Origin of the sequence: Desulfitobacterium dehalogenans ATCC 51507, from assembly GCF_000243155.2 — a bacterium.
GTDB lineage: Bacteria > Bacillota > Desulfitobacteriia > Desulfitobacteriales > Desulfitobacteriaceae > Desulfitobacterium > Desulfitobacterium dehalogenans.
The window spans coordinates 2,404,663-2,429,499 of the sequence record NC_018017.1 but is presented as its reverse complement, the minus strand read 5'-3'; the positions used below and the strand labels follow the sequence as shown (position 1 = coordinate 2,429,499).

The 24,837-nt window shown below is 42.5% G+C and carries 24 protein-coding genes; all 24 read left to right on the top strand.

Annotated features, from left to right (window positions below):
- Positions 1-83 precede the first annotated feature (83 nt).
- The 24 genes from DESDE_RS11705 to DESDE_RS11595 all read left to right on the top strand — a co-directional run bounded on the left by DESDE_RS11705 (position 84) and on the right by DESDE_RS11595 (position 24,810).
- Complete coding sequence (locus DESDE_RS11705) at positions 84-971, top strand: BON domain-containing protein (RefSeq protein WP_014794226.1); 888 nt, start codon at positions 84-86, stop codon at positions 969-971.
- Positions 972-1,226: 255 nt separating this feature from the next.
- The gene (locus tag DESDE_RS11700; RefSeq protein ID WP_014794225.1) at positions 1,227-2,198 is read left to right on the top strand and encodes a metal-dependent hydrolase; all 972 of its coding nucleotides are present in this window, start codon (positions 1,227-1,229) and stop codon (positions 2,196-2,198) included.
- A gap of 178 nt (positions 2,199-2,376) precedes the next feature.
- Complete coding sequence (locus DESDE_RS11695) at positions 2,377-5,052, top strand: DNA translocase FtsK (RefSeq protein ID WP_014794224.1); 2,676 nt, start codon at positions 2,377-2,379, stop codon at positions 5,050-5,052.
- A 140-nt stretch (positions 5,053-5,192) separates the two neighbouring features.
- The gene (locus DESDE_RS11690; protein WP_014794223.1) at positions 5,193-5,558 is read left to right on the top strand and encodes a DUF1540 domain-containing protein; all 366 of its coding nucleotides are present in this window, start codon (positions 5,193-5,195) and stop codon (positions 5,556-5,558) included.
- 157 nt (positions 5,559-5,715) lie between these two features.
- On the top strand, positions 5,716-6,156 hold the full coding sequence (locus DESDE_RS11685) for a DMT family transporter (RefSeq protein WP_014794222.1): 441 nt from the start codon (positions 5,716-5,718) through the stop codon (positions 6,154-6,156).
- An 81-nt stretch (positions 6,157-6,237) separates the two neighbouring features.
- Complete coding sequence (locus DESDE_RS11680; RefSeq protein WP_014794221.1) at positions 6,238-7,473, top strand: M48 family metallopeptidase; 1,236 nt, start codon at positions 6,238-6,240, stop codon at positions 7,471-7,473.
- A gap of 62 nt (positions 7,474-7,535) precedes the next feature.
- Positions 7,536-8,171: a 3'-5' exonuclease KapD gene (kapD, locus tag DESDE_RS11675; protein WP_014794220.1), complete on the top strand. Its 636-nt coding sequence runs from the start codon at positions 7,536-7,538 to the stop codon at positions 8,169-8,171.
- Between the two features lie 121 nt (positions 8,172-8,292).
- Complete coding sequence (locus DESDE_RS11670; protein ID WP_014794219.1) at positions 8,293-8,640, top strand: toprim domain-containing protein; 348 nt, start codon at positions 8,293-8,295, stop codon at positions 8,638-8,640.
- Positions 8,641-8,860: 220 nt separating this feature from the next.
- Positions 8,861-10,150 (top strand): aminotransferase class I/II-fold pyridoxal phosphate-dependent enzyme, encoded by a 1,290-nt coding sequence (locus tag DESDE_RS11665; protein ID WP_014794218.1) that lies wholly within the window; start codon positions 8,861-8,863, stop codon positions 10,148-10,150.
- A 16-nt stretch (positions 10,151-10,166) separates the two neighbouring features.
- Entirely contained in the window at positions 10,167-12,491 is a 2,325-nt protein-coding gene (locus tag DESDE_RS11660) for an ATP-dependent DNA helicase (RefSeq protein WP_014794217.1), read from the top strand.
- 547 nt (positions 12,492-13,038) lie between these two features.
- Positions 13,039-14,004 carry a site-2 protease family protein gene (locus DESDE_RS11655; protein WP_014794216.1) on the top strand — a complete coding sequence of 322 codons (966 nt, stop codon included), beginning with the start codon at positions 13,039-13,041 and terminating at the stop codon, positions 14,002-14,004.
- A gap of 71 nt (positions 14,005-14,075) precedes the next feature.
- Positions 14,076-14,429 (top strand): hypothetical protein, encoded by a 354-nt coding sequence (locus DESDE_RS11650; protein ID WP_014794215.1) that lies wholly within the window; start codon positions 14,076-14,078, stop codon positions 14,427-14,429.
- Positions 14,430-14,498: 69 nt separating this feature from the next.
- Entirely contained in the window at positions 14,499-15,110 is a 612-nt protein-coding gene (locus tag DESDE_RS11645; RefSeq protein WP_014794214.1) for a ribonuclease H1 domain-containing protein, read from the top strand.
- A 48-nt stretch (positions 15,111-15,158) separates the two neighbouring features.
- Positions 15,159-16,853: a M3 family oligoendopeptidase gene (locus tag DESDE_RS11640; protein ID WP_014794213.1), complete on the top strand. Its 1,695-nt coding sequence runs from the start codon at positions 15,159-15,161 to the stop codon at positions 16,851-16,853.
- Positions 16,854-16,866: 13 nt separating this feature from the next.
- The gene (locus DESDE_RS11635) at positions 16,867-17,268 is read left to right on the top strand and encodes a PaaI family thioesterase (protein ID WP_014794212.1); all 402 of its coding nucleotides are present in this window, start codon (positions 16,867-16,869) and stop codon (positions 17,266-17,268) included.
- Positions 17,269-17,286: 18 nt separating this feature from the next.
- Positions 17,287-18,459: an amidohydrolase family protein gene (locus DESDE_RS11630; protein ID WP_014794211.1), complete on the top strand. Its 1,173-nt coding sequence runs from the start codon at positions 17,287-17,289 to the stop codon at positions 18,457-18,459.
- A gap of 92 nt (positions 18,460-18,551) precedes the next feature.
- Complete coding sequence (locus tag DESDE_RS11625) at positions 18,552-19,151, top strand: flavodoxin family protein (protein ID WP_014794210.1); 600 nt, start codon at positions 18,552-18,554, stop codon at positions 19,149-19,151.
- A 347-nt stretch (positions 19,152-19,498) separates the two neighbouring features.
- Complete coding sequence (locus DESDE_RS11620; protein WP_014794209.1) at positions 19,499-20,185, top strand: response regulator transcription factor; 687 nt, start codon at positions 19,499-19,501, stop codon at positions 20,183-20,185.
- Positions 20,160-22,337, top strand: coding sequence for a sensor histidine kinase (locus DESDE_RS11615; RefSeq protein WP_014794208.1), 2,178 nt, complete (start codon positions 20,160-20,162; stop codon positions 22,335-22,337). The genes DESDE_RS11620 and DESDE_RS11615 overlap by 26 nt, the downstream gene beginning before the upstream one ends.
- Positions 22,338-22,423: 86 nt before the next feature.
- Positions 22,424-23,365 carry a hypothetical protein gene (locus DESDE_RS11610; RefSeq protein WP_014794207.1) on the top strand — a complete coding sequence of 314 codons (942 nt, stop codon included), beginning with the start codon at positions 22,424-22,426 and terminating at the stop codon, positions 23,363-23,365.
- A 24-nt stretch (positions 23,366-23,389) separates the two neighbouring features.
- Positions 23,390-23,524: a hypothetical protein gene (locus DESDE_RS22780; protein ID WP_282433501.1), complete on the top strand. Its 135-nt coding sequence runs from the start codon at positions 23,390-23,392 to the stop codon at positions 23,522-23,524.
- A gap of 33 nt (positions 23,525-23,557) precedes the next feature.
- Entirely contained in the window at positions 23,558-23,896 is a 339-nt protein-coding gene (locus DESDE_RS11605; RefSeq protein ID WP_014794206.1) for an arsenate reductase family protein, read from the top strand.
- 41 nt (positions 23,897-23,937) lie between these two features.
- A complete protein-coding gene (locus tag DESDE_RS11600; RefSeq protein ID WP_014794205.1) occupies positions 23,938-24,300 on the top strand; it encodes a YbaN family protein in 363 nt (120 codons plus the stop codon).
- A 51-nt stretch (positions 24,301-24,351) separates the two neighbouring features.
- Positions 24,352-24,810 carry a type II toxin-antitoxin system RatA family toxin gene (locus DESDE_RS11595; RefSeq protein WP_014794204.1) on the top strand — a complete coding sequence of 153 codons (459 nt, stop codon included), beginning with the start codon at positions 24,352-24,354 and terminating at the stop codon, positions 24,808-24,810.
- The last annotated feature ends 27 nt before the right edge of the window (positions 24,811-24,837 follow it).

Here is a 24,837-nt window from a genome sequence, read left to right as displayed (position 1 = left end):
AAGGTCGATTTATTTTACTGAGGATAAAAAAATACCTTCAGTGAGAAACTAAGCTTAGTTTTTTGAGCTGGAGGGACATAAGAATGCAAAAATCACGACCGGAAAAAGATGTTCATGAAGACATAAAAATTCTTATCCAAACTCACTTCGGGGAATCGGGCCAAGGAATCCATATTGAAGTAAAAGGGGATAAAGTTTCCCTATGGGGGACAGTGGATAGCCTTGCCGAAAAAGATTTTATCGGGCAAAGAATTGGTCGCATCGACGGTGTAAAAGAGCTGGATAATTCTCTGACGGTTGCCAACGACGGAAAAATCACCGATAAGGATATTGAAAAGCAAGTGGTTGAGCGCTTTGCCCAATCTAATTTCGAAGAGATCATGCATTTGGGATGCCGGGCAAGTAAAGGGATTGTGACTTTGCTTGGGCATCTGGAGACCCAAAGCAGTGAGCGTCTTGCGAAACGAATCGCTTCTCAGGTCAGAGGGGTGAAAGAAGTTCGCAGTGAAATCGATTTCTTAGAAAAAGCCGTGGACGATGCCACACTTGTCAACCGTGTTGAAAATGCTTTAGTAGCTTCTCCATGGGTGAACGCTCATGAGATCAAAACATCGGCTCGCAATGGCTTAATTACTCTCACCGGAATGGTTGATACCCAAGAGGAGATTGAATGGGCAGTCGATACAGCCTATCAAGTGCCAGGAGTTAAAGCTGTGGTAAGTGAGCTTTTCTCTCGCCATCGTTCTCAAGGTGAGGATCTTTATATGACTGAACAGCTCGTGCGTAAGCTAGGTCAGCATGGGATGACATCTCAGTTTGTTCGGGCCTTTGTTCAAGATGGAATCGCTTATATGACTGGTGAAGTCTACTCGGATGAGGATCGAAGATGGGCGGAATCCATGGGACAGCATGTGGAAGGAATTAAGAGCATTAATAGCTCCATTAAAGTTGCTTCTCACTCGGGCAAATAATGCGGATCCTTAACAAAGTTGAGTATTGCCTAAAACAAATGTAGGGAAATTCCCCAGTGTCTTTCCGAAAAGTAGTAATTTTTTTCGGAATTGCACTGGGAGAATCCCCTACTTTTTATATTTAGTCAAAGAATTGGAAAAAAAGTTACGAAAATAAAAATTTCCTATAATGAGGAAACACAAAATGCATTTTATATATGATATAATGAATCCGTTCGAAAAAAACGGCAAGCGGGCTTACGAAGTCCTTCGGAGGTGTTAAACATCGATCCAATAACTCACGGCTTAATCGGTGCCGCACTAGCCAATCTTTCGGGGCACCCTATACAACTAAATGACCCGATTTTTGTAGGTTGCACATTGGGAGCAATGATTCCCGATTTGGATATTGTCACCCATCTCAAAGGCAGGCTCAATTATTTGTTGAAACACCGGGGGGCTAGCCACTCATTCCTGGCTCTAGGTGGAATGGCTTTAGGTTTAGGCACTCTTGTCTATGGTGTATTCCCCACCAGTTCCTGGTTAACGGTTGTCTTTTGGACTTTAATAGGGACTTTATCTCATGGAATTGCCGATTTATTGAATTCCTATGGTGCCCAACTTTTGTGGCCATTTTATAAGAAGAAATTTACAGTGAACATGGCCATGGTGACAGATCCGGTAATTTTCGTATTGTTCCTTTCTTCCTTTGTTTTTTCACTCAATCGACCGGAATTTGGACTGCGTTCAACCTTAGCAGTCTTTACGGTTGCGTTTGTTTATCTTTTTGTACGGGAAATAGACCGTTATAAAACTCGGAAACGACTTGAGGAAACCTTTGATGCAGTACGTGGCCAAGTAAAAATCCTACCTGCCATGTATCGTCCCTTTAGCTGGGCTTTCTTACTCTACGAGAAGGATACTGTAAGCTTTGGAATTATGAAAAAAAAGAACGCCAAAGTCCTCAAAGTTCTACCTCAATGGGATTCGGAAGATCCATTAATAAATAATGCTTTAGAGAGCGAATTAGCGGATATTTTTAATCGATTCACCCCATATTTTCACGTGGTCCGTACAGATAGCCCGGAAACGGAGACCAAGGTACAGTTTGTCGATCTTAGGTATTGGGATAAAGAAGATTTCCTCTATACTGGAGAAGTCCGAATTTGCTCAGATGGTAAGATTACTGAGGAGAGATTTTATACTTTTGGAAGTAAGAAATCTCAAGGGATAGTTCTGGAGTATTAAATCTGGATATAGGAGCACAGGCTTTCCGGCGTGGAAGAGTCCTGTGCTTTTTAATACACGGGAAGTTTCTATTCTAAGCCAAGTTGTGGAGCCTTAACGTAAATAAGCTGGTCAATGAAAAAACTCTTTGACTATATTTTAGACATAAAGGATAATTGAAGTTGGTGGAGGTGGGACTGTGTCGAAAAGAAAAAGAAAAACCCTGCCTATTCGGCAAGGGGTTGCTGTAATATTGGCATTATTAGGATTCTTAACCTTATTGGGGGAATTGGGATTTACCTCAGTCGGTAAGGCTATTTATAACCTGATGAAATATCCTCTTGGGGAAAAGGTTTGGCTTGCGCCATTCATATTTTTTGTTTTGGCCATTAGTGTATGGGCGTCTGCACTTTTTGAGCGGAAGCAGAGTTCCAGGCCAAAGGGAAAACAATCTTATTCTCGAGGAAGAACTCGAGAAAGAGAAAGAACAAAAGGAAAGAACCTTCAAGAAGAAGTTGTGGAAGAGAGTTTCTTTGATCAAGGTATTGAGTTGCCAAAAGGGAAGCTCGTCCCCTTAAAAGGGTTTAAAGAATACTTCTCCTCAGATTTAGATCTGAAGCCTATGGAACCTTTGGTAGAGCTTGATGACTTGGGTAAGGATTTTGATACATACTTCAAAGAAGGTAGAGATATCTCGTTTAAACCCATTGGAACACGCCTAACAACAATACAGGGATTCTCAAGTTATTTTGATGAAGTAAGTTCCGAAATACAAGAAGAGATAAGGAATAATGAGCCTTCTTTTCCTAGTAAACGCCAGTGGGAAAAACCGGACATAACTGGTTTTGATTCAGATCATTACCCGGGACAAGTAGCCCAGTTGATAAAGAACGAGGGTAGAATACCCCAAGGGGTTTCCCCTGAGGAACGCGCAGCCTTACTTGGAAAATCCCTACATACTCCTTTCCATAGCCTTGAATCATCTCTGGAAAAACCAAGAATCGAAGGACTTCACAAAAAGGAAAACCCGAAAGTCCTCCAGGAAAAGATGGAGTCTTTCCTAGGAACTACTGAAGATCCCTTTTTAAGCTCGGGATTTGTGCGCAGTATGGCTCCAAGCCAAATTAAGAATGAAAGTACTAAGAAAATAGATATTGAACCGTTAGAGAAAATTCCCGCCTATGAAGAAGCACCTCTTCCTGAAGCATTTCTTCCTTCAAGAGAAGAATATATGATTCAAGAAGAGCTTACCTCACAATCTGAAGAGACGATTGAAGAACAGGAAGAATTTCTAGCAGCGACAAAAAATAATCTTACTGAAGTACCTGCAATTAATCCAGAAGGAAAAGTGGTTAAACTTCAAAAGGAAAACGAAGAAGATAACCCTACTGAAAATAGCATAAAAACCACGGAGGCATTGAAGAAGGCCAAGGTTTGGAGTTTACCTTCCTTTGAGTTGCTGGATCCTCTTCCTCAAGTTACAGTGGTTCATGATCAGGATACTCAAAAACATCTGGAGAAGGTGCTGGAGGATTTCGGAGTTCAGGCTAAGGTCATCCGCGTAGCTCGGGGTCCCGTGATTACTCGTTATGAGTTGGCTCCTGCTCCCGGAGTCAAGATCAGCCGCATTGTCAATTTGGCAGATGATATCGCGTTGGGGCTAGCTGCCCGGGACGTGCGAATTGAAGCGCCGATTCCAGGAAAATCCGCTATTGGCATTGAAGTTCCCAATAAACACCCTAGGGCTGTTCCTTTCCGTGAAGTTCTGGAGACACCGGAATTTAAGGAAGGGTCTGCTAAGCTTCGAATTGCTTTAGGTAAAGATATTGGCAATCAGTCTATTGTGGCTAATTTAGCCAAGATGCCTCATTTGTTGGTGGCCGGGGCCACCGGTTCAGGAAAGAGCGTGTGTATTACCGCCATCATCAATTCATTGCTCTTTAATACTTGTCCTGATGAGGTTAAATTCCTTATGGTGGATCCCAAAATGGTGGAATTGAGTATTTATAATGGGATTCCTCATCTTTTGGCCCCTGTGGTAACAGACCCCAAAAAAGCTTCAGCCGCATTAAAATGGGTAGTCAAAGAAATGGAAACCCGGTATGAATTGTTTGCCGCTTCCGGAGTACGGGATATTGAACGGTATAATCAATTGAAAGCATCAGAGACTGGTCAAGAAAACGACATCAGGGCTAATCATACTGTTCCGGCTATGCCCTTGATTGTGGTTATTATTGATGAATTAGCAGATTTGATGATGGTGGCAGCTGATGAGGTGGAAGAATCCATTTGTCGCCTTGCTCAGATGGCCAGAGCTGCCGGAATCCATTTGGTCATTGCTACCCAAAGACCTTCAGTAGATGTCATCACCGGGGTGATTAAAGCTAATATTCCTAGTCGGATTTCCTTTGCGGTAAGTTCACAGATCGATTCCAGAACCATTCTCGACTCGACCGGGGCCGAAAAGCTCTTGGGAAGAGGAGATATGCTCTATTCCCCACAAGGCATGAATAAGCCCATGCGGGTTCAAGGATGTATGGTTGCAGACGAAGAAGTTCAGAAAGTGATAGCTCACTGGAAGGCTCAAGGGTCACCTGAATATCTGGATCCGGAAGGATTTCTAAGTGCAAACCCATCGGGAAAAAGTGAGGGCGCCGGACCGGATGATGAGCTTTTTATTGAAGCAGGTCACCTTATCATCAATACAGGCATGGCTTCCGTCTCCTATTTGCAAAGAAAGTTAAAGCTTGGCTATGCGCGTGCTGCCCGTTTGATCGATTTGCTTGAGGATAATGGGGTGGTGGGGGGGTATGAAGGGAGTAAACCTCGTCAAATCCTCTTGACTCTTGAAGAATTTGAAGAGCGGTTTGGTTAATTTTAATATGTGTAATGGATAAAAAGGAAGAAGCTAAAGGGATTCTTCCTTTTTGTTGTTGTGTTAAAGGGATAAAGAGAAAAAGACAGGTAATACTAAGGATAATTCAATACAGACTGGTGTTAGGAAGGAGTAAGATTATGAGCATTCAACTAAAATGTGATGCGGTAAATTGCGTGTATAATCGTAGTCGCCTGTGTTCGGCCGATGAGATCGAGGTTCAAGGAGGAGAGACCACGGGTGGGGATGCTACTTTCTGTGGAACCTTTAGCTCGAAAAGTCTCGGTAATTTTATCTCTTCATTGGGAAATATGAATTACAGTGAGACTTTAAAGCAAACGGTATCAGGAGAACCGGTAATGGACCCTAAAGTTCACTGTAATGCAGTGAACTGTACCTATAATACCGATCAATACTGCCATGCTGACCACGTTGAGATTCGCAATGAAGTTTCCCAGGCGGCAGAAGAAACAGAATGTGAAACTTTCTATCCCAAAATGGGTTAAATAAAAGGATCCTCTTTTGCTTTACTACAAAGCTTGCCTTATTCGCTGGCAAGCTTTTTGGTATGTAAGAGAGTATTAGTTTCTTTATGATTTGCTGTATAATAGAACCATTAAGGTTATGGATGACTTAAGCTCACAAGAGGGAAGAGGAGTGTCTATGAAAGGAATATTTGTTTTCGTTGCGCTTTTTGGGGGGATGATGTTAGGGATTCAGACCCCTATTAATGGGACTTTAGGAAAACGAATCGGAGGAATTGAAGGAGCACTGATTTCTTTTGCGGTGGGTTTGATCTGTCTATCTCTGGCGGTACTGTTTTTTGGCAAGGGTAATTTTAGCCAAGTTACCCATGTTCATAAAGTATGGCTTATAGGAGGAGCCCTGGGTGCAATAGGTGTTACCTGCTCTATTCTGTCGGTGCAAAGAATTGGGGTAGCGGGAACTCTGACCGCTGCCGTTTTTGGTCAAATTCTTACGGGGATAATCATTGATCATTTTGGTCTGCTTGGAGTCGCTAAAACCCCTCTGGATCTTTCTCGAGCTTTGGGTATTGTACTGATGGTGGGCGGCCTTTATCTCGTATTGAGACATAATTTATAGGGAAGCTATAATTCGATATGAGGGTACATATATTAAAAAGTATGACAATTGAACTGTCAGATTTCAAGGAGGGGTTAACTTTTGAAAACCCGGAGCACTATGATATGGATCTCATTGATTACATTAGCCCTTCTTTTTAGTCTTGTTTATTTGTGGTATGCTCTTTTCCCAGGTCAAATACGACCTGAGGCTGTCCGGTTTTTTGGTGTGGAGCAAATCGAACAAGGTCGGGATTATAGTAGAGGAATAAGAATCTCATACATCCTAAACTTTATAGTTCAGACCCTATTCTTACTTTGGATTCTGGCCTCGGGACGAGGAAGCCGTCTTTCCCGGGCCTGTGAACAGTGGGCTCAAGGGCGAAAATGGTCAGGATATCTCGCTTTTTACCTTGTGATCTGGTCGCTGCTTGCCCTTATCCGTCTGCCCTTTACTTTTTTCAGCGGCTTTTATTGGCAACAGCTTTGGGGGTTTTCCACCCAGAGCTTCCCATCCTGGTGGGGGGATTTTCTCAAAGAATCCTTGCTGGACCTTGTACTGGGCGGGGTTGGTGTTTTCTTATTATTTTTGGCGTTTCGTAACTGGCCAAGAATCTGGTGGTTAATCTGTGGGATTTTCTTTTCCCTGTGGCTTGTTATACAAAGCCTTTTCTGGCCTGTTTTTGTAGCTCCTTTATTTAATCATTTTCAACCTATTGCAAACCCCGAAATCACCTCCATGGTCAATGAGTTGGCTAATAAAGCTGATTTAGCTATTGATGAGATGCTTGTGATGGATGCCAGTATAAGAACAACGAAGGCTAATGCTTACTTTGCCGGAGTCGGGGAGACAAAGCGGATCGTTCTTTACGATAATCTGCTCAATCAATACCCTAAGGAAGAGATTAAAGCTGTGATCGCTCATGAGATGGCTCACTGGCAAAAAGGACATATAGCCCGGGGACTTTTCCTAGGAACTTTGGGAAGCTTTTTAGTGTGGGGGGGAGCGTACCTTGTTCTCCGACAGGAAATGTCCAGACATCATGTTCCCCCTCTGGTTTGGGCAGTTTTTCTATTATTCGTAGTATTAGTTAACTTTGTGAGTGCTCCTCTTCAAAATTCTATTTCCCGCCAAATGGAGATTGAAGCAGATCAGACGGCCATCTTACTTACCGAGGATCCTCAAGCGGCAATTCAGCTGCAGATGAATCTGGCTCTGAAGAACCGTTCTGATTTATCTCCGCCAAAGTTTATAGAATGGTTTAGCTATACTCATCCTTCAGTGCTGACACGAATCGAAAAAATAAATGAAGTGGGTGTACCCTTCCCCCTAAAGTAAGTTTCCTATATACTTAGACTAATGATGACTTGCATTGGTGCTCAAAGAATGGAGGTTGGAAGATGGACTTTTTAGTTGTGGATTTTGAATTTTCAGTTCCCCGAAGTTATGGTAAACCCAGAGCCTGGTTTCCAGAAATCATAGAAGTAGGGGCCATCGTCCTTGATCCTAACGGCAAATTATTAGTGGATAAGACCTTTAATGCCTTTGTAAAGCCCCGCTTTTGGCCACGTTTGGCCGAAGAAAGCTATGGGATTACAGGAATCCGCCAAGAAGACGTGGATCAAGGAATTCCTTTGGAAGAAGCCATTCGGCACCTGCAGAAATTGGTACTCCATCAGGAAACGACTATAGTGGCTTGGGGAGATGCGGATCGTAAGATTTTGGGTAGTGTATGTGAAAAGTATGGTTTAAAATACCCCTTTATCTGGGATAACTATATTGATTTAGCAGAGCAATATAAGCATTATCGCTCTCTTGACCATTTGATTTCTCTAAAGAGGGCCATTGAAGAAAACGCTATAGAACAAATTGGGATACTCCACTCTGCCCTGGATGATGCTATAAATGCTGCTCAGGTTATGGCGAAGATAATGAGTGAAGGATGGGCAGTTAAAACCAGTGAACAGACTCATGGCTTTGAAGAAAAAAGAATTGCAGATGCAGCTCCTCGGAATAATTCGAACATTATTGTCTGAGAAGATGAGAGCAACGCATAAATCTAAGGGTGTTCGTAAAGGCTATTTTCAATAATAGGAGATTAAGCTGAGACTTGAGTGAAAGTAAGGACCAGCAAACTGACGAGCTGGGGGTAAAACTATGTCAAAAGTCATTATTGTTGAAGGAAAAACTGATAAAGAGCGACTCCATGAGGTATTAGCCGAACCCGTTGAGATACTGTGCAGTTATGGGACGATGAGTTATGAAAAAACTGAAGAATGGGCGACCCAACTTGAAGATTCAGAGGTGTATCTTTTGGTGGATGCTGATGATTCCGGAGAGAAAATCCGCAAAAACCTCAATCAGGTACTTCCAAATATCCATCATTTATACACTCATCGCATGTATCGCGAAGTGGCCACGACTCCTCTCGATATACTGGCTCAAGTTTTAGACCATGCCCATTTTAAGGTCAAGGAAATTCGAGCGGAGGAAGAATTTTTTTAAGGTTGACGGTTGTCGTGAGGCAACCGTCATTATCTTTGTGTCGGCTGTATTATTCATGTATTCTATATACTCGTGTCGAAAGGAAGGAACTTGTCGACTTTACAGCGAATCATAATAAAATCTTTGTGAAATTATAAAAAATCTTAAGAGAATAGGTTTTCACAGCATAATATAGCATTAGGTCCGGTTGGATTCACCTATGGGAAAGGAAGAAACACTCATGCATGATATTGCCAAGGAACTTAATGAGCAGATAAGGGCAGAAAATCCTTATGTATACGAACTGCTCTCGGATTTAGGAAAGAATTTATATTATCCGAAAGGGATATTGACCCAGACTGATGAGGCTACAGAAAAAGCTTATCGCTTTAATGCGACAATAGGTATGGCAACTGAAAAAGGGCAACCCATGTTTCTGCCGGTTATACAAGAGACCTTGTCCGAGTATAATCCTCAAGACATTTATACTTATGCGCCCCCTGCAGGAAAACCCTCAATTAGGGCTGTCTGGAGAGAAAAACTGTTTAAAGATAATCCCTCTTTACAGGGAAAGACCATGAGTCAACCTATTGTGACCAACGCCTTAACCCATGGTTTGAGTATTGTAGCGGACCTTTTTTTAAATCCACAAGATGTATTAGTGCTTCCTGATAAGATCTGGGGTAATTACAGTATGATTTTTGGGACCCGTAGGAATGCTAGATTACAAAACTTTACCTTTTTCACTGATAAAGGACAATTCAATACCCAGGGTATGAAAGAAGTTCTCTTGGCACAAAAAGAACAAGGCAAGGCTGTTTTGCTTCTCAATTTTCCGAATAACCCAACTGGTTATACACCTATTGAGGAAGAGGCCCAAGCCATTGTGGAGGCTTTACTGGAAGTAGCGGAGCAGGGAATTAATCTGGTGGTTTTAAGCGATGATGCATATTTTGGACTTTTCTATGAGGACTCTATTAAAGAATCCCTTTTTGGAAGACTTGCCAATATCCATCCACGTATCTTAGCAGTTAAGGTGGATGGCCCGACAAAGGAAGAGTATGTATGGGGATTTCGGGTTGGTTTCATCACTTTTGCGGATTCAAGCTCGGTGGTTTGCAATGCACTGGAGAATAAGACTAAGGCTATAATACGTGGGACGATCTCTAATGCCTCCCACCCGGCACAAACGTTTGTCCTTCACGCTTTGGAATCCCCTGATTTTATAAAGCAAAAGCAAGAGAAGTATAAGATTATGGAGGGCCGGGCTTTAAAGGTCAAAGAGCTATTAAATCGCGGTGACTATCAAGATCTTTGGGACTATTATCCTTTTAATTCCGGCTATTTTATGTGCTTAAAGCTTAAAGGAGTAAAGGCTGAAGAATTGCGTCTGCATTTACTCCACAATTATGGAGTGGGCGTAATCGCTTTAGGTGAATCAGATATTCGAGTGGCCTTTTCTTGTGTGGAAGAAGAAGATTTGGAAGAATTGTTTACATTGATTTATCAAGGAACGAAAGATTTAGCATAGTCAGGAGTATTAAGTCTTGGACAAAAAACTACGTGTTTCTGTTCGGACCCTGGTTGAATTCGTCTTACGACAGGGTGATTTACAGATGGGTTTCATGAGTGGATCCAGGATGGTGGAAGGAATCTATGCCCATCAGTACCTACAAAAGGAGCGGGGAACAGACTATCAGCCTGAAGTGACTCTACGGACAATGGTGCATCAGGATGGTTTTAGCTTAGAAATCCATGGGCGAGCAGACGGGATGTTTAGAAATGAATCGGGAATTGTCATCGAAGAGATTAAATCCACATCCCTGGACTTGGATCTGATTGACGAATCCTATAATCATTTGCACTGGGCGCAAGCTCAGTGCTATGCTTATATAGTGGCAAAGCAAGAAGAATTGGCTCAGGTGCAGGTTCAGCTAACCTATATACAGTTGGAGACCCATGAACTTAAAGAATTCAGGAAGTCCTTTTGCAGAGAAGAACTGGAGTTCTTCTTTAGGGATCTTGTGGATCGGTATTGTGCCTGGGCTAATCGACTTTTATCTTGGACCGAGCAACGCAATAAGAGCATCTCCCGGCTTGAATTTCCCTATCCTACCTATCGTAAAGGCCAAAGAGAGCTGGTTGTGGCAGTATATAAGACGATTAGAGAAGGGAATAAGCTTTATGCTCAAGCCCCTACCGGTATTGGCAAGACTTTAGGGACGATTTTTCCGGCTTTAAAAGCTCTCCTAGTAGGGCAAGAGCCCCCCATTTTTTATTTAACGGCTAAAACCATCACCCGCACCGTAGCTGAGCGCTCTCTCCTTATGCTCCAGCAACAAGGGCTCTCTCTTAAGAGGGTCACTCTTACGGCTAAAGATAAGGTATGCTTTTGTCCCGAGAGGGAATGTACACCGGAAAATTGCAGCTATGCCAAAGGATATTATGATCGCTTAGGGCCAGCCCTGGAGGATATTTTTCAGAGCGATATTTGGAATCGGGAGCAGATTGAGAACTATGCCAAAAGCTATTCCATCTGTCCCTTTGAATTTTCCCTTGAACTCACTAATTGGGCTGATTTAGTTATCTGTGATTATAATTATGTTTTTGATCCAAGAGTGTTTCTCAAGCGCTTTTTCCTTGAAGGCGGAGACTATACCTTTCTAATTGATGAAGCTCATAATTTGGTGGAGCGGGCACGGGAAATGTTTTCCGCTGAATTAAACAAGGAGGAATTCCTCCATCTGAAGAATCTTGTAGAGGATGAGGAACCGGTTCTTGGGAAGAGGCTCCAAACGGTCAACAAGAATTTTTTAAAATTTAAAAAACAAGGTCTTGAGGTGGAAAAAGACGCCCCCACATCCCTTTACTCTTCCTTGGAGAGGGTGGTGAACGAAGCGGAGAAGTTTTTTAAGAAAGAGGAAAATCCACCTTGGAAAGAGAAACTAACGGAACTGTACTTTAATATTCAAGCCTTTCTGCGAACCGCTGAAAGCTATGATGAGCATTACGTTACGTATTATCAATGTCCGGAGCAGGATGTTCGTGTTAAACTCTTTTGTGTTGATCCCTCCAAACAACTGGCTCAGGTCTTAAACAAAGGGAGAGCAGCCATTTTCTTCTCAGCCACCTTAAGTCCTCTGGAATATTTTATTCAGATTTTGGGGGGAGAGAAAAAGTCTTATAAGCTGCAATTACCTTCTCCTTTTCCTCCCGAAAATCTTTGCCTTATGCTTCAGAAGCAAATATCCACCAAATACACTCATCGTTCCCTATCTTTGGATTCAATCGTCGATGCTATAACTCAATTTGTTGAGGGTAAAACAGGAAATTATTTGGTCTACTTTCCCTCTTATGAGTATCTTGAGCGGGTTCAGGAAAGGCTTCTCCAGGTCCATCCCGAATTTAAGGTTTTGCCTCAAACTACAGGGATGACCGAAGAAGATAAGGAGGAGTTCCTGCAAGCTTTTCAGGAGGACCCTCAAGAGAGTCTGGTGGGATTGGCCCTGCTTGGGGGAATCTTTGGAGAAGGAATCGATCTTACTGGAGATCGCTTGTCCGGAGCTGTTATCGTCGGGGTGGGACTACCTCAGATAGGAGCGGAACGGGACATTATTCGTGCTTATTTTCAAGAACGCTATGGCCAAGGGTTTGAATTTGCCTATATGTATCCTGGGATGAGTAAAGTACTCCAAGCCTGTGGGAGAGTCATACGAACAGAACAGGATCGGGGAGCAATACTCTTAATAGATGAAAGGTTTACCCGCTTATCCTACAAGCGGCTTTTTCCTAAGGAGTGGAATACTATATACACGCTACAGGACAATAGCCGGATTTCTTCGCTATTGAAAGCCTTTTGGGGATCATCATGAAAAGGGGAGCGGGTGTCACTGCTCCGTAAAGGAGTTGCAAGCGGATTCCAAGAAAGTCCTTAAAAAGCCCAAAATGGGAGCTGAATAGACCTATGAACGTAGCTTTGCGCACAAAAGGGAACGGCCTTCACTGTGTATAAGGCTGCTAAGGCTTCTGCTTCGCTTCACTCACCTTTCTTTAAGCGGAGGAGCGACCGGGTCAACGAGGCTTTCTTAACGTAGCGTAGCCACTGGTTGCTTGGACATGGAGGTCCTGATGCCGCGGGCACATGGACGTGCAGGAGCGGCCACATGCAGAAAGCAGCGGGGTTTGGCGTCGAAAGTGTCCAGTGGACAGTTTCGCTCAAGGCGGCATTCTCCAAAGAACGCTTATCCGCCGCAGATGCTGTTAAGAAAGCGAGTTGATCAGCTCTGGAGCTATAGAGTACGTGAGCTCCGATGAAGAAAGCCTCCAGTGGAGGGTTTCAGGAGCTCACGCCCGAAGGTTCATTGTGAGTAAAGCTACTCGATCCGGACGACGCTTTTCATCCATTGCAGGTGCAGTGGCATGGCCGGTTACCCTGCAAAAGTAAATGCTAAGGAGGGATGGATTATCGATAAGCTGGATCAGGAGAAGGGAAGAGAAGAGGACTTTTCCTCTTCCTCGGAATACGATGGGGCGGATCAAGATATTGTTTATCAGGATGAATATTCTGATGAACAGTATCTTGACGAACAAAACAAAACATCCAAGACAGGGAACAAAAAGGGTTTATGGGCTGCAGCAGCCTTCGCCATTCCTTTGTTGACGAAGGGGAAATTTATTATCATTTTCCTATTGTCTAAATTCAAGTTTCTCTTCGTCTTTCTTAAGCTTAGTAAGTTTGCCACCACTGCGGTGTCCATGGTGGCTACGATCTGGATCTATGCCGTATTTTATGGCGCTAAATTTGCCTTGGGATTTGTAGCGTTACTCTTCATTCATGAAATGGGTCATTACTTCACAGCGAAGCGGGTTGGCTTAGCCGTATCAGGCCCTGTGTTTATTCCTTTCGTGGGTGCATTAATCGGTATGAAGGAAAACCCAAAAGATGCGGTGACTGAAGCTCAAGTTGGTTATGGCGGTCCCCTTTTTGGGAGTCTGGCTGCTGTGCTGTGCTTGATGCTCTACTGGTTTACAGGGTATGAACTGGCTCTGGTTCTCGCTTATGTCGGGTTCTTCCTTAATATTTTTAATCTTCTTCCTGTTCATCCTTTGGATGGAGGGCGAATTGTTTCTGCAGTCTCCCCCTATCTATGGCTCGTGGGAATCCCTGTCTTGATCTATCTCTTGATTAAGTCCTTTAACCCTATCCTTTTGATTATCGTGTTCTTGGGATTAGTTCAAGTCTACAATCTATGGAAAAAGCGACATGATCTATCAGCCTATTATCAGGTGCCATTAAAGGAAAGAGTACAGTTTGCCATTCTTTATTTTGGATTGGTAGGTTCCCTTGCCATGGGGCTAACCTACACCTTGGAACTTCTGGCTTAGGTTAAATGACTGAGTGAAAACGGATCCGGAGGGATAAACTAAATAGAACCTGGGATTGGGAGGGATTTTCTATGGAGAAAAACCAAGAAAGACATGAAAGCCTGGAGAATCAAGAAAGCGTCATTATGAGCTTCTTTTATGATCAAGAGTCACCCTCTGGTGTAGGATTTGAAACGATCGAACTATTATCTCAACGGGAGGATACCCTTTGTCTTGCTATGGATTTAGCTACAAAGATTAGCGATAGCCTACCTGAAGAAGCCAAAGAAATTATGGCTGAAGAGGGCATACCTATATATAGGATTTTCACAGATCGTAAAGGTTTTTGGGGCGAATGGTGTGATACGGAAGCCTTGAGTGTGGAGCAGGAAATGAACAGACTCCTGGAGAAAATCGCCTCGGATCTTGAGCAGGCCGCTCATTAAGGCCTATTGCCTCTCAAGTCATCCCTATGGTAACATTGAAGAAAAAATAACAGGTGAGGAATATTTTTTATGGGGACCCAAAAACCTAAATTTTACGCTGTCCGTGCCGGTCGGGATAAGGGAGTATTTTCTTCCTGGGAAGAGTGCAAGAAGGCCATCCATGGCTTTTCTGGAGCGGTCTACCGATCCTTTACCACATTAGATGAGGCCCAGGCATGGTTCAACGGGGAAACATTCAGTGACCCGCTAAACACAGAGGATCACTCCTTTATAGCTGAATATGATGTATATACCGACGGAAGCTATGTTAATGGTCAATATGCCTGGGCTTATGCTTTTGTTAAAAACGGCAAAGTTCATTATGAAGATGCAGACGTGGGTAAGAACTCTGCTGCGGCGACCATGCGCAATGTGGCAGGGGAGATTGCCGCGGCTCTCTACGCTGTAAAAAAAGCCTCTCAGCTTGGGGTCAAAATTCGTATTTTTCATGATTATGCCGGAATCGCTTTTTGGGCTACAGGAGAATGGAAAGCAAAAAATGAATTTACCCAAGCCTATGCCAAGATGATGAATCAGTATCGGGGAATCTATAGCTTTGAGAAGGTTAAAGCCCATAGCGGGGATGAATTCAATGACTATGTGGACATAAAGGCCAAGAGTGTCTTGGGTATAGCAGACTAAAATATTTAAGCCTACCATAGGGTGGGCTATTTAGTTGGGGGTTTTAAGATGAAATTCGAAGATTTTCCCTATTCACGTCCTGATATGGAAAAACTCAAAGGAGAATTTAAAGATCGGCTTGAGAAGTTTAAGAGAGCAGAACATTTCCACGAGCAAGACCGTATCTTCATGGATATCAATCGCTTACGCGGAGAGTTTGACTCCATGTCCCAAATTGCTTCAATACGCCAAACTATTGATACCAATGATGCCTACTATGAGCGGGAACAGGAATTTTTCGATGAGAATTTGCCTATCTACCAGGGATTAATCTCTGAGTTTTATCAGGTGTTGATCGACTCCCCATTTCGCCAGGAATTAGAACACAAATGGGGCAAGCAACTCTTTCGTATTGCCGAACTAACCCTAAAGACCTTTATACCTGAAATTATTGAGGATTTACAAGTGGAGAATAAACTATCCACTGAATATACTAAGCTTATTGCCTCGGCTAAGATTTTCTTTGAAGGGGAAGAGCGTAATCTTTCCGGTTTAGGACCCTTTTTACAATCCACCGATCCAATCCTTCGGAAAAGAGCCAATGAAGCGAAATATGCTTTTTTTGAAGAACATGAAGAAACTTTGGACACTATTTATGATCAGCTCGTTAAGGTTCGGACACGAATTGCTTGGAAGCTGGGCTACCCCAATTATGTGGGATTGGGCTATGCACGGATGCTACGCTCAGACTATGATTCGGAAATGGTGTCTAATTTCCGTAAGCAGGTTCAAGTAGATATCGTACCTATAGCTTCGCGTTTACGAGAACGTCAACGGAAGCGCCTAGGCTTGGAGAACTTGTTTTACTATGATGAAAAAACAAGCTTTAATTCAGGTAATCCCAAGCCTCATGGGGAACCGAATTGGATCATCGAGCAGGGAAGAAGGATGTATAAAGAATTATCAACAGAGACTGAGGAGTTCTTTGAATATATGGTGAGCCATGAGCTTATGGATTTGGTCACCAAAAAAGGGAAGGCTGGTGGGGGATATTGTACCTATGTCAGCAAGCATCAAGCTCCTTTTATTTTTTCTAATTTTAACGGAACTTCAGGAGATGTGGATGTCTTGACTCATGAAGCGGGTCATGCCTTTCAAGTCTATTCCAGTCGTCATCACACTCTCCCCGAATATCAATGGCCCACCTACGAATCCTGCGAAATCCATTCTATGAGCATGGAGTTTTTTGCCTGGCCCTGGATGGAGCTTTTCTTCGAAGAAGAAGCAGATAAATATCGTTTTCATCATCTCAGTGAAGCTCTTCTCTTTATACCTTATGGAGTTAGCGTGGATGAATTCCAGCATTTTGTCTATGAGAACCCCGATGCCACTCCTGCACAGAGAAAAGCAGCCTGGCGTGGAATCGAGAGAAAATATCTTCCCCATCGGAATTATGAAGGCAACACATATCTTGAGGGTGGAGGGTATTGGCATCAGCAGGGGCATATCTTTGGCAATCCCTTCTACTATATTGATTACACCTTAGCTCAGATTTGCGCGTTTCAATTTTGGCAGAAATCCCGTATGGCTTCTCAGGAAGCCTGGCAGGATTATTTAAGCTTGTGCAGAGTCGGGGGCAGCATGTCCTTCCTGGATCTAGTGGATCTGGGTCATTTGATTTCTCCCTTCCAAGAAGGATGCATTAAATCTGTCGTCGAAGTAATTAATCAATGGCTTGAGCAGGTGGATGACAGGAAGTTTTAGTGGGGGGGAAAGCATGGCAAGTTTAGAAGCTTTAGGAACAAGTAATATATGGAGACACCTTGGTATTTCCATCGTTACCAATGATCAAGGGAAAAAAGGTGTTAAGATCACCAATACGGATGTGCTAAAACAAGTTCATGGCAATGTACATGGAGGCATCATCGCCACAGCGGTCGATGCTGCTATGGGTGTGGCTGTCAATGAAGTGATAGGTCCGGATCACTATGCGGTGACAGTTGAGTTGAAGGTAAACTATCTTCTACCCGTTGCGGATTCAGATATTTATGCTTATGCCAACCTTGTCAAAGAAGGCAAACGGCTTTTTATGGGGACAGTTGATGTCTACGACGAAGACGATAATCTGGTGGCTATCGGTTCTTCGACCTTTACACTCATTACTCGGCGTGAGAACTGACTTTAAGAAGGAGCAGATATGTTTATTTCCTGCAGCGGAGAGAAAACGATCGTGGAAGTACCGGAACAGGGTTCAGCGGTAATTGGTGGGTATTGGACCCCTGAATCAGGCAAAGTTAAAGGGCCCATTCATTTAAAATGGGAAAAGGGGAGAGTGAGCTCTCTTTGTCCATGTTCCTCAGACACGGAGTGCCCAAAGGCTTATTCAGAAGAATATTTTGCCTGGCAACCCTATCTTCTCATGCCAGGCTTTATTGATAGTCATGTGCATTTAGCTTTGGATAGCATTGATTTTTACCAATGTCTCGAAAACTGGCATAACCCTTCTCTGATGGAGAAGGGGATTCAGGATACTCTTCTCCATTATTTAGGGTCAGGTGTTGTTGCTATCCGGGATGGTGGTGATTTACCGGGTTTCGCCTGGTGCGCCAAAAAGCGAATTGAAAATGGAGAGTGGCAAGGCCCCAGGGTGGTTTCAGTGCGGGAAGCTGTAGCTCGGCTTGGCATGTATGGACGCTTTCTTGGACGAGGTTTCCAAAGCATACAGGACTGGCACCGGGCTAAAGAAGAGTTTTTCCAGCAAGGTGCAGACCAACTCAAAGTAATCGGCACTGGAATTATATCCTTTAATCAGTATGAACAGGTTGGACCAGTCCAATGGAGTGTGGAGGAATTGAGGGAATTAACCACCTCCGCTCATGCAAGAGGAATCTTGGTGATGGTCCACGCCAGTGGGGAAGAGGGAATCTTCAGAGCGATTGAAGCAGGAGTGGATTCCATAGAGCATGGATATTATATGACTTCTGAGCACTTAATGCAGATGAAAGCCCGAGGTATCGCCTGGATCCCTACGGTTGCCCCTATAGGTAATCTCTTAAAATACCCTTCAGACAGATACTCCGCCCATGAAATGGATACCTTATCTAAAATATTAAAAGGTCACCTTGCTCGGATTAAGGAGGCCTATAATTCTGGTGTGCGCTTGGGGATTGGTACCGATGCGGGAGCTTATACAGTACCTCATGGTGACTCATTTCTAGATGAAATAATTTGGATGGGGGAAGCTGGAATCCCTGAAGAAGAAGTCTATCGCCTTGCTACTCAAGAAAATGCACGAATCTGTGGATTGCCTGAGTATGGAAAACTGGAAGTTGGTATCCCTTTAAACCATCTTCAGTTAAGAGATTTATAAGGAATTAATGTAGAACATTTCACATTATATAATCACTTTTAAGTTGATTTGGTATAGACTGTATGAAATGCTTATAAGATGAGGTGGGTCATTTGTTAATCATCGGGATCAACGGTAGCCCGAATGCCAAGGGTAATACAGCATTTTTAGTTGATAAAATACTGGAGCAGGCGAGCACCCTTGGTGCCCATACGCAATTGATTCAAGTTGCTGAATTAGTCAATTCTGTAAAACAGCCCTTTTGTGTGGTTTGTAGTAACCCTTGTACCGGGGCATGCTACAAGGGAACACCGCTTGAGGAAGGGTATGAACTTTTGCGAAAAGCAGACGGCGTGATCATAGGCAGCCCTACTTATTTTGGTACAGTGACAGCTCAATTGAAAGCATTTTTTGATAAAACGAGAAAGCTAAGGAGGGAATTCTGGCTCTATAATACAGTGGGTGCCGGGGTAACCGTCGGAGGCTCAAAATATGGTGGACAGGAAGCGACTATAAAAGCACTCCATGACATTATGCTGGTGCAAGGAATGGTGATTGTGGGGGATGGGTTTGGGGAAAAAGATGCAGGGCATCATGGAGTTGCGGCACATCGTCCTGCAGACCAAGATGAATTTGCTTTGGAACGGTTACAGCTTCTCGGTAAACGATTGGTCCAGGTGTGTGATGCCACCCAGTCTATACGAAAGAGCTGACCTGCTTTGAAAGTTGTAAGGGAAATGAATTTTTTATGCTTATCGAGAAATTTGTAAATCAATATAGGTTTATGGATCTAGAATAAAAAGATGAACCCGGGAGCACCTCCCGGGTCATCTTGTTTATTAAGGGCAATCAATAATCTATTTGACCAGGGATAATTTATCAGTTGATTACGCAAGATGCGAATAGGATCGAGGACTTGATACATCAGGAATGGAATCTTAAGAAGTTATTAAGATTTATATCGGAAGAATGATAAGAATTAATGGTTACCATAGTCCTAAAGAATAAGAAAGGACGTGGTATAATTTGTACGAATTGATTGGTGAGAGGAGCCCCACACATGAATATTTTGGTATGCGATGATGATAAGGAAATCGTAGAAGCAATCAAAATCTACTTAACCAATGAAGGCTATACGATCTATAAAGCCTTCAACGGACTCCAGGCGCTTGAGATTATCGAAGAACAGGCTATCCACCTGGTAATCATGGATATTATGATGCCCCAAATGGATGGGATCAGAGCCACGATGAAAATTCGGGAAGAACGGAATATCCCGGTCATCATGCTTTCGGCTAAATCTGAAGACACGGACAAAATCATGGGCTTAAATATGGGTGCGGATGATTATATTACGAAGCCTTTTAATCCGTTGGAGTTAATCGCCCGGGTCAAATCTCAGCTGAGAAGGTATGTAACCTTAGGAAGCTTGGAAACAAAGACGAATGTCTATCAATCCGGTGGTCTGATGATCGATGACGAAAGCAAATGTGTCGCTGTGGACGGAGAGGAAGTCAAGCTGACACCGGTCCAGTATAAAATTTTAAAACTGCTGACAGCCAATGCAGGCAGGGTCTTTTCCATTGATCAGATTTACGAAAACGTTTGGAATGAGGCAGCCTTCAGTGCGGAGAATACAGTAGCCGTTCATATTCGAAAAATCCGTGAAAAAATAGAAATCAATCCGAAGGAGCCCAAATATTTGAAGGTGGTGTGGGGAATTGGATATAAAATCGAGAAGCTTTAGCCATTCACTGATTGCCAAAGCTCTGGCTTTTGTGCTGGTGATCTTTTGTTTTACTCAAGTCATTACTTTAGTGCTCAATGTCATTAATCGCAGCCACTTTGGGGTAGCCTTGGAAAAAAGCTATTATCTAGGAGAAGGCTTCATTGATGAAAGTAACACTATTATCAGCGACCTAAGGTCACTCAGCAGATATAAGAGTGAGGAAAATATTTTAGCTGGAGGAACTATTTCAGAGGATAGACTTAGAAATAGAATTGACAGCCTCTATTGGGAGTTTCAGGTAAACAGCGACAGAAGCTCAGCAGTAATCGAGGAGCATGTAGAAGAGGGCGTTTTCCAACGGTCTGCTTCCAGCACTACCAGTTCGGTACAGTCGGGGATTTATAATCCAAATCTATCCGACAGGGAAAATTATCAAATTTTCCTGGAAGCTTATAAAGAAGAGATAGAAAAAGAAAAAGAACGTCTGATTCAAGAAGATCTTTATTATTACCAAACGACTTTACAGCGGTTAGCAAGCTATAAGGGGTTGAATTATTTCCTAAAATCCGGGGAGTTGGAGCTGACCAATCATGCAGAGTTGTCGAAAGAAGGGTATACTTCTTATCCCGCCTATATGCTATTTGAAGGATTTATCCAGAATGTCTATCCCCAGGAGATTAAAGAGAATCCGCGTTTTCATTGGATTACTCCTGACGTTTATTCACAAGACAATCCGGATGTTTTGTATATCGGTTTTGAGGATGAGTTTTTAAATCCTCGGATTGCTGAATGGCAGGAAGACAAAGAAGTCGCTAATTATGCTCTTTATCGGATAGTAGCTTATCTTGCAGGACTCATAGCTTCCTTTATCTATCTCTTGGCCGTCTGGGGAAGAAATTCAAAGGATGATCAAGAAATCCATCTCAATACACTCGATCGCCTCTATAATGATTTTAATGTAGCGATTTGTTTAGCCTTGATTATTTCATGGTTTGCATCCTGTGAAGAGCTGTATCGAAGTCAAAATGCCGTCCTTATCTATCCCACTACTCTGGTCATAGCAACTTTAGGGTTGATCTTTGTCCTATCCCTGGTTAAGCATATTAAGAATAGAACCCTCTTCAAACACACTTTGGTTTATACGATTTTTCATAAGTTCTTTTCCGGTATCAAAGCCATTTATGACAGCGGCAGTCTGGGAATGAAGGTGGCCATCCTCGCCATCGGTTACCCTTTATGCGTTGCCTTAACCTTTTTCATGTTTCCTATTACCATCGGTCTGGCTGTATGGTTGTCCTTTAAGAAAGTCAAAGAATTCAAGGCCATTAAAGAGGGGGTTAGACAGGTTAAGGAAGGGGACCTTGCCACGACAATTAATATCAAGGGAAGGGGAGAGTTTGCTCAACTGGCTGGAGATATCAACAGTATAACTGATGGCTTAAACAAGGCCGTGGAGAATGAGATTAAAAGCGAACGCTTAAAAACTGAATTAATCACTAATGTTTCCCATGATATCCGAACTCCATTAACTTCCATCATAACCTATGTTGATTTATTAAAAACGGAAGAAGACCCGGAGAAGATAAAAGAATATGTAGAGGTTCTCGACCAAAAATCACAGCGCCTTAAGGTGTTGACCGATGACCTCTTTGAAGCTGCAAAAGCCTCCAGCGGGGATATTCCCGTGACCTTTGAGAGAATTGATATTGTATCCTTGCTGACTCAAGGTTTAGGAGAAGTGGATGAGAAAATCCAAGAACGTAAGTTGGATTTTAAATTCAATTATCCCCGGGAAAGAATTTGGGTCAAGGCTGATGGGAGGCTCCTTTGGCGATCCATAGAAAACCTCTTGTCCAATATTTTTAAATATGCTCTGGAAGGTTCAAGAGTATATATTGATCTGGAGGACATGGGTCCTGGAGTAAGGTTAACCATCAAGAATATCTCGGCCTATGAACTGAATATATCCTCTTCTGAGCTGATGGAACGCTTTAAGCGTGGGGATGAATCGAGAAGCAGTCAAGGAAGCGGTCTTGGTTTGTCCATCGTCACGAGTCTGATTGAAATTCAAAAAGGGAGCTTTACAATTGAAGTGGATGGGGATCTCTTTAAAGTGATTATTTTTTTGTATAAAGACGATAGTAAAGAAACCCCATTATATTCCGAATAGCTTAAATAATAGACAAAATTTACCAAGGGAAATTTCCTTGTCATCTCGAACACTCTATCATGAAACCTAAATGAGGGGTGATTGAGATGTTTCGGAAAAGCAAGGTTCCGAATCGTGGAACGCAACCTGAGCAATACCTGGCTTATCAAAAGAAAATTAAAACCATGAGGAGTCCTGCAGAGGCAATAGAATTTCTTCAGGAGGTAACTGAGGGATTAGCCAATGCGGATAGGCATGCCTTGGAAGCTTTTATTTTGTATCTGCGTCAATGGGCTGATGATATCCAGTTTAAATATTATAAAGCTCGATGCTTGTATATGACGATTCCTCCTGAAGATTCCTTAGCTTTCTGGCTGTGTTATACCTTGGGCAGACTTCCCGAAACTATCCGTTTTTCAAGCTTTGAAGGTGAAGTGCTGGAACTTCTCAAAATATTATCCTTAGCGGAGCAGAGCCCTACGACTTGGAAGCAGGACACTTGGGGCAAAAAAGATGCTTTATGTAAAGAGATGGATTGTGCCTTATCCTTTCTCAAAGAAGACTATCCTGTGTTTTTTAATAGCTTGACGAAGAACCCCCTCTTAGTCCCTGTATTAAGTTTCAGATTAAAATTAAGAGAAGGTTCCCTAATGACCATTCCGCGCCTTCATTGCCTGGGGGTTTTTCAACCGAATATGGAAAGGGAGTTATTACTTCCTATTCTCCATGCATTGGTTCACATTCTGCATTATTCGATAACAGAAGATACAAAGGTGATGCCTCCGGGCTTTATGAATATGGTCAAGCAAATTTTTGATGATTACCAGATGAACCCTGAAGATGGGGGAGAATTCTTCGCAGAGCTCTTTGTCGCCTCCTTGCTTTATGACACTGAATACATGCCTTTAGTTGCATATATGGAACTTTGTCATGAGGATCAGATCATAATTAAAAATTACTTTACTTGGCTGGAGACAATCTATGCCTCAAGTATTCAAGATAATATGCTGAGAGTCATCCATCAATGGGATGAACTAAGAAGAGCATAGACACCCTGATAGGCTTTTCCGATAATGAAAACATTGTCTGGAAAAGCCTTTTTTGCATTAATCAGAATGTATAGGGTAAGATTAAAAATTGCAATAGATGGACGAAATCTAATAGTTTATGCTATTTTAAAGGAGTACCCAATACTTGCAAAATTATAATTAAAGGATTTCCTTATTAAGGAGGCAGAACTTTTGAATATACAGATTTTTGGAACTAAAAAATGTTTTGATACCAAAAAGGCGGAACGATATTTTAAAGAACGAAATATTAAGTTTCAATTTATCGATCTCAATGAAAAAGCTTTAAGTAAAGGTGAACTGCAGAGTGTTAAATCCACTATCTCTTTAAATGAACTTATAAATAAAGATGCGAAAGAATATAAAACTCTAAAACTTGATCAAATTAGGGGCGTGGAGATTCGTGAAGAACTTCTTTTAACTCATCCTAAACTCTATAAAACCCCTATTGTCCGAAATGGCAGGAAAGCAACAGTAGGTTATCAACCGGAAGTATGGAAAGAGTGGGAATGATTTTCAATAATAAGTCATGGGAAGGAAGAGAAGAAAAGTAAATGATGAAAATGATTTTGATTGGGATTGGAACACTATGTGTAATTTTTGGCGTTATCGGTGTGTTCTTACCTGTAGTCCCCACGACTCCTTTCCTATTATTGGCAGGGGCATGCTATATGAGAAGTTCCCCAAATCTTCATAAGAGACTGTTGGAAAGTAAATGGCTTGGACCTTATCTTAAGGATTATTACGAAGATAAAGGAATTACTTTGCGTGCTAAAGCTGTATCTATCTCATGCTTATGGCTTTCTTTAGCAATTTCTATGGTGTTTTTTATCGAAATATTTTGGGTGCGGGTCCTTCTCGTCGGGATTGGCTCAGGAGTTACTATCTTTTTATTAAGCAGAAAAACGAAAAAATGAGCTTTTAAGTCCACGCGGAGAAGATAGTATGCAGGAGGGAACGACTAAAAGATGAGCAAAATTCAAGCTAAGGATTCCTATGAATATCCCTATTCACCACAAATGATCTATCCCTTGCTTGCGGACATTCCGGGATATAAAAAGTGGTGGCCAGGAGAATTTCGAGTGCGAATCTTGGAAAAGCCCAGTGATAATCTCCATGCTAAGATTGAAGTATGGGCTTCAGGGGGATGGTTCCGTTGCGAGACAATATCCTTAACCTTTCCAAGTCGCATAGATATTCGTTATTATCAGGGTGTCGTCGTTGGCGAGAGCTGGTGGGACCTTGAGGAACTGGAAAATGGCGGAACGAAGGTTAGCTATTCCATTGCTTTAGAACCTCATGGAAGAGTAATGAGTCTAGTAGCGAATATCATTAATATTTCCACTCTACATTCCTTTCAATTTCAAAGGGTGTTGAAGCGTTTGCATCGCCATCTGGATTCTTTGTACCTAAAGGAACGCGAGTAATTTTCTATCCTTTTGCCCATTTCCAAT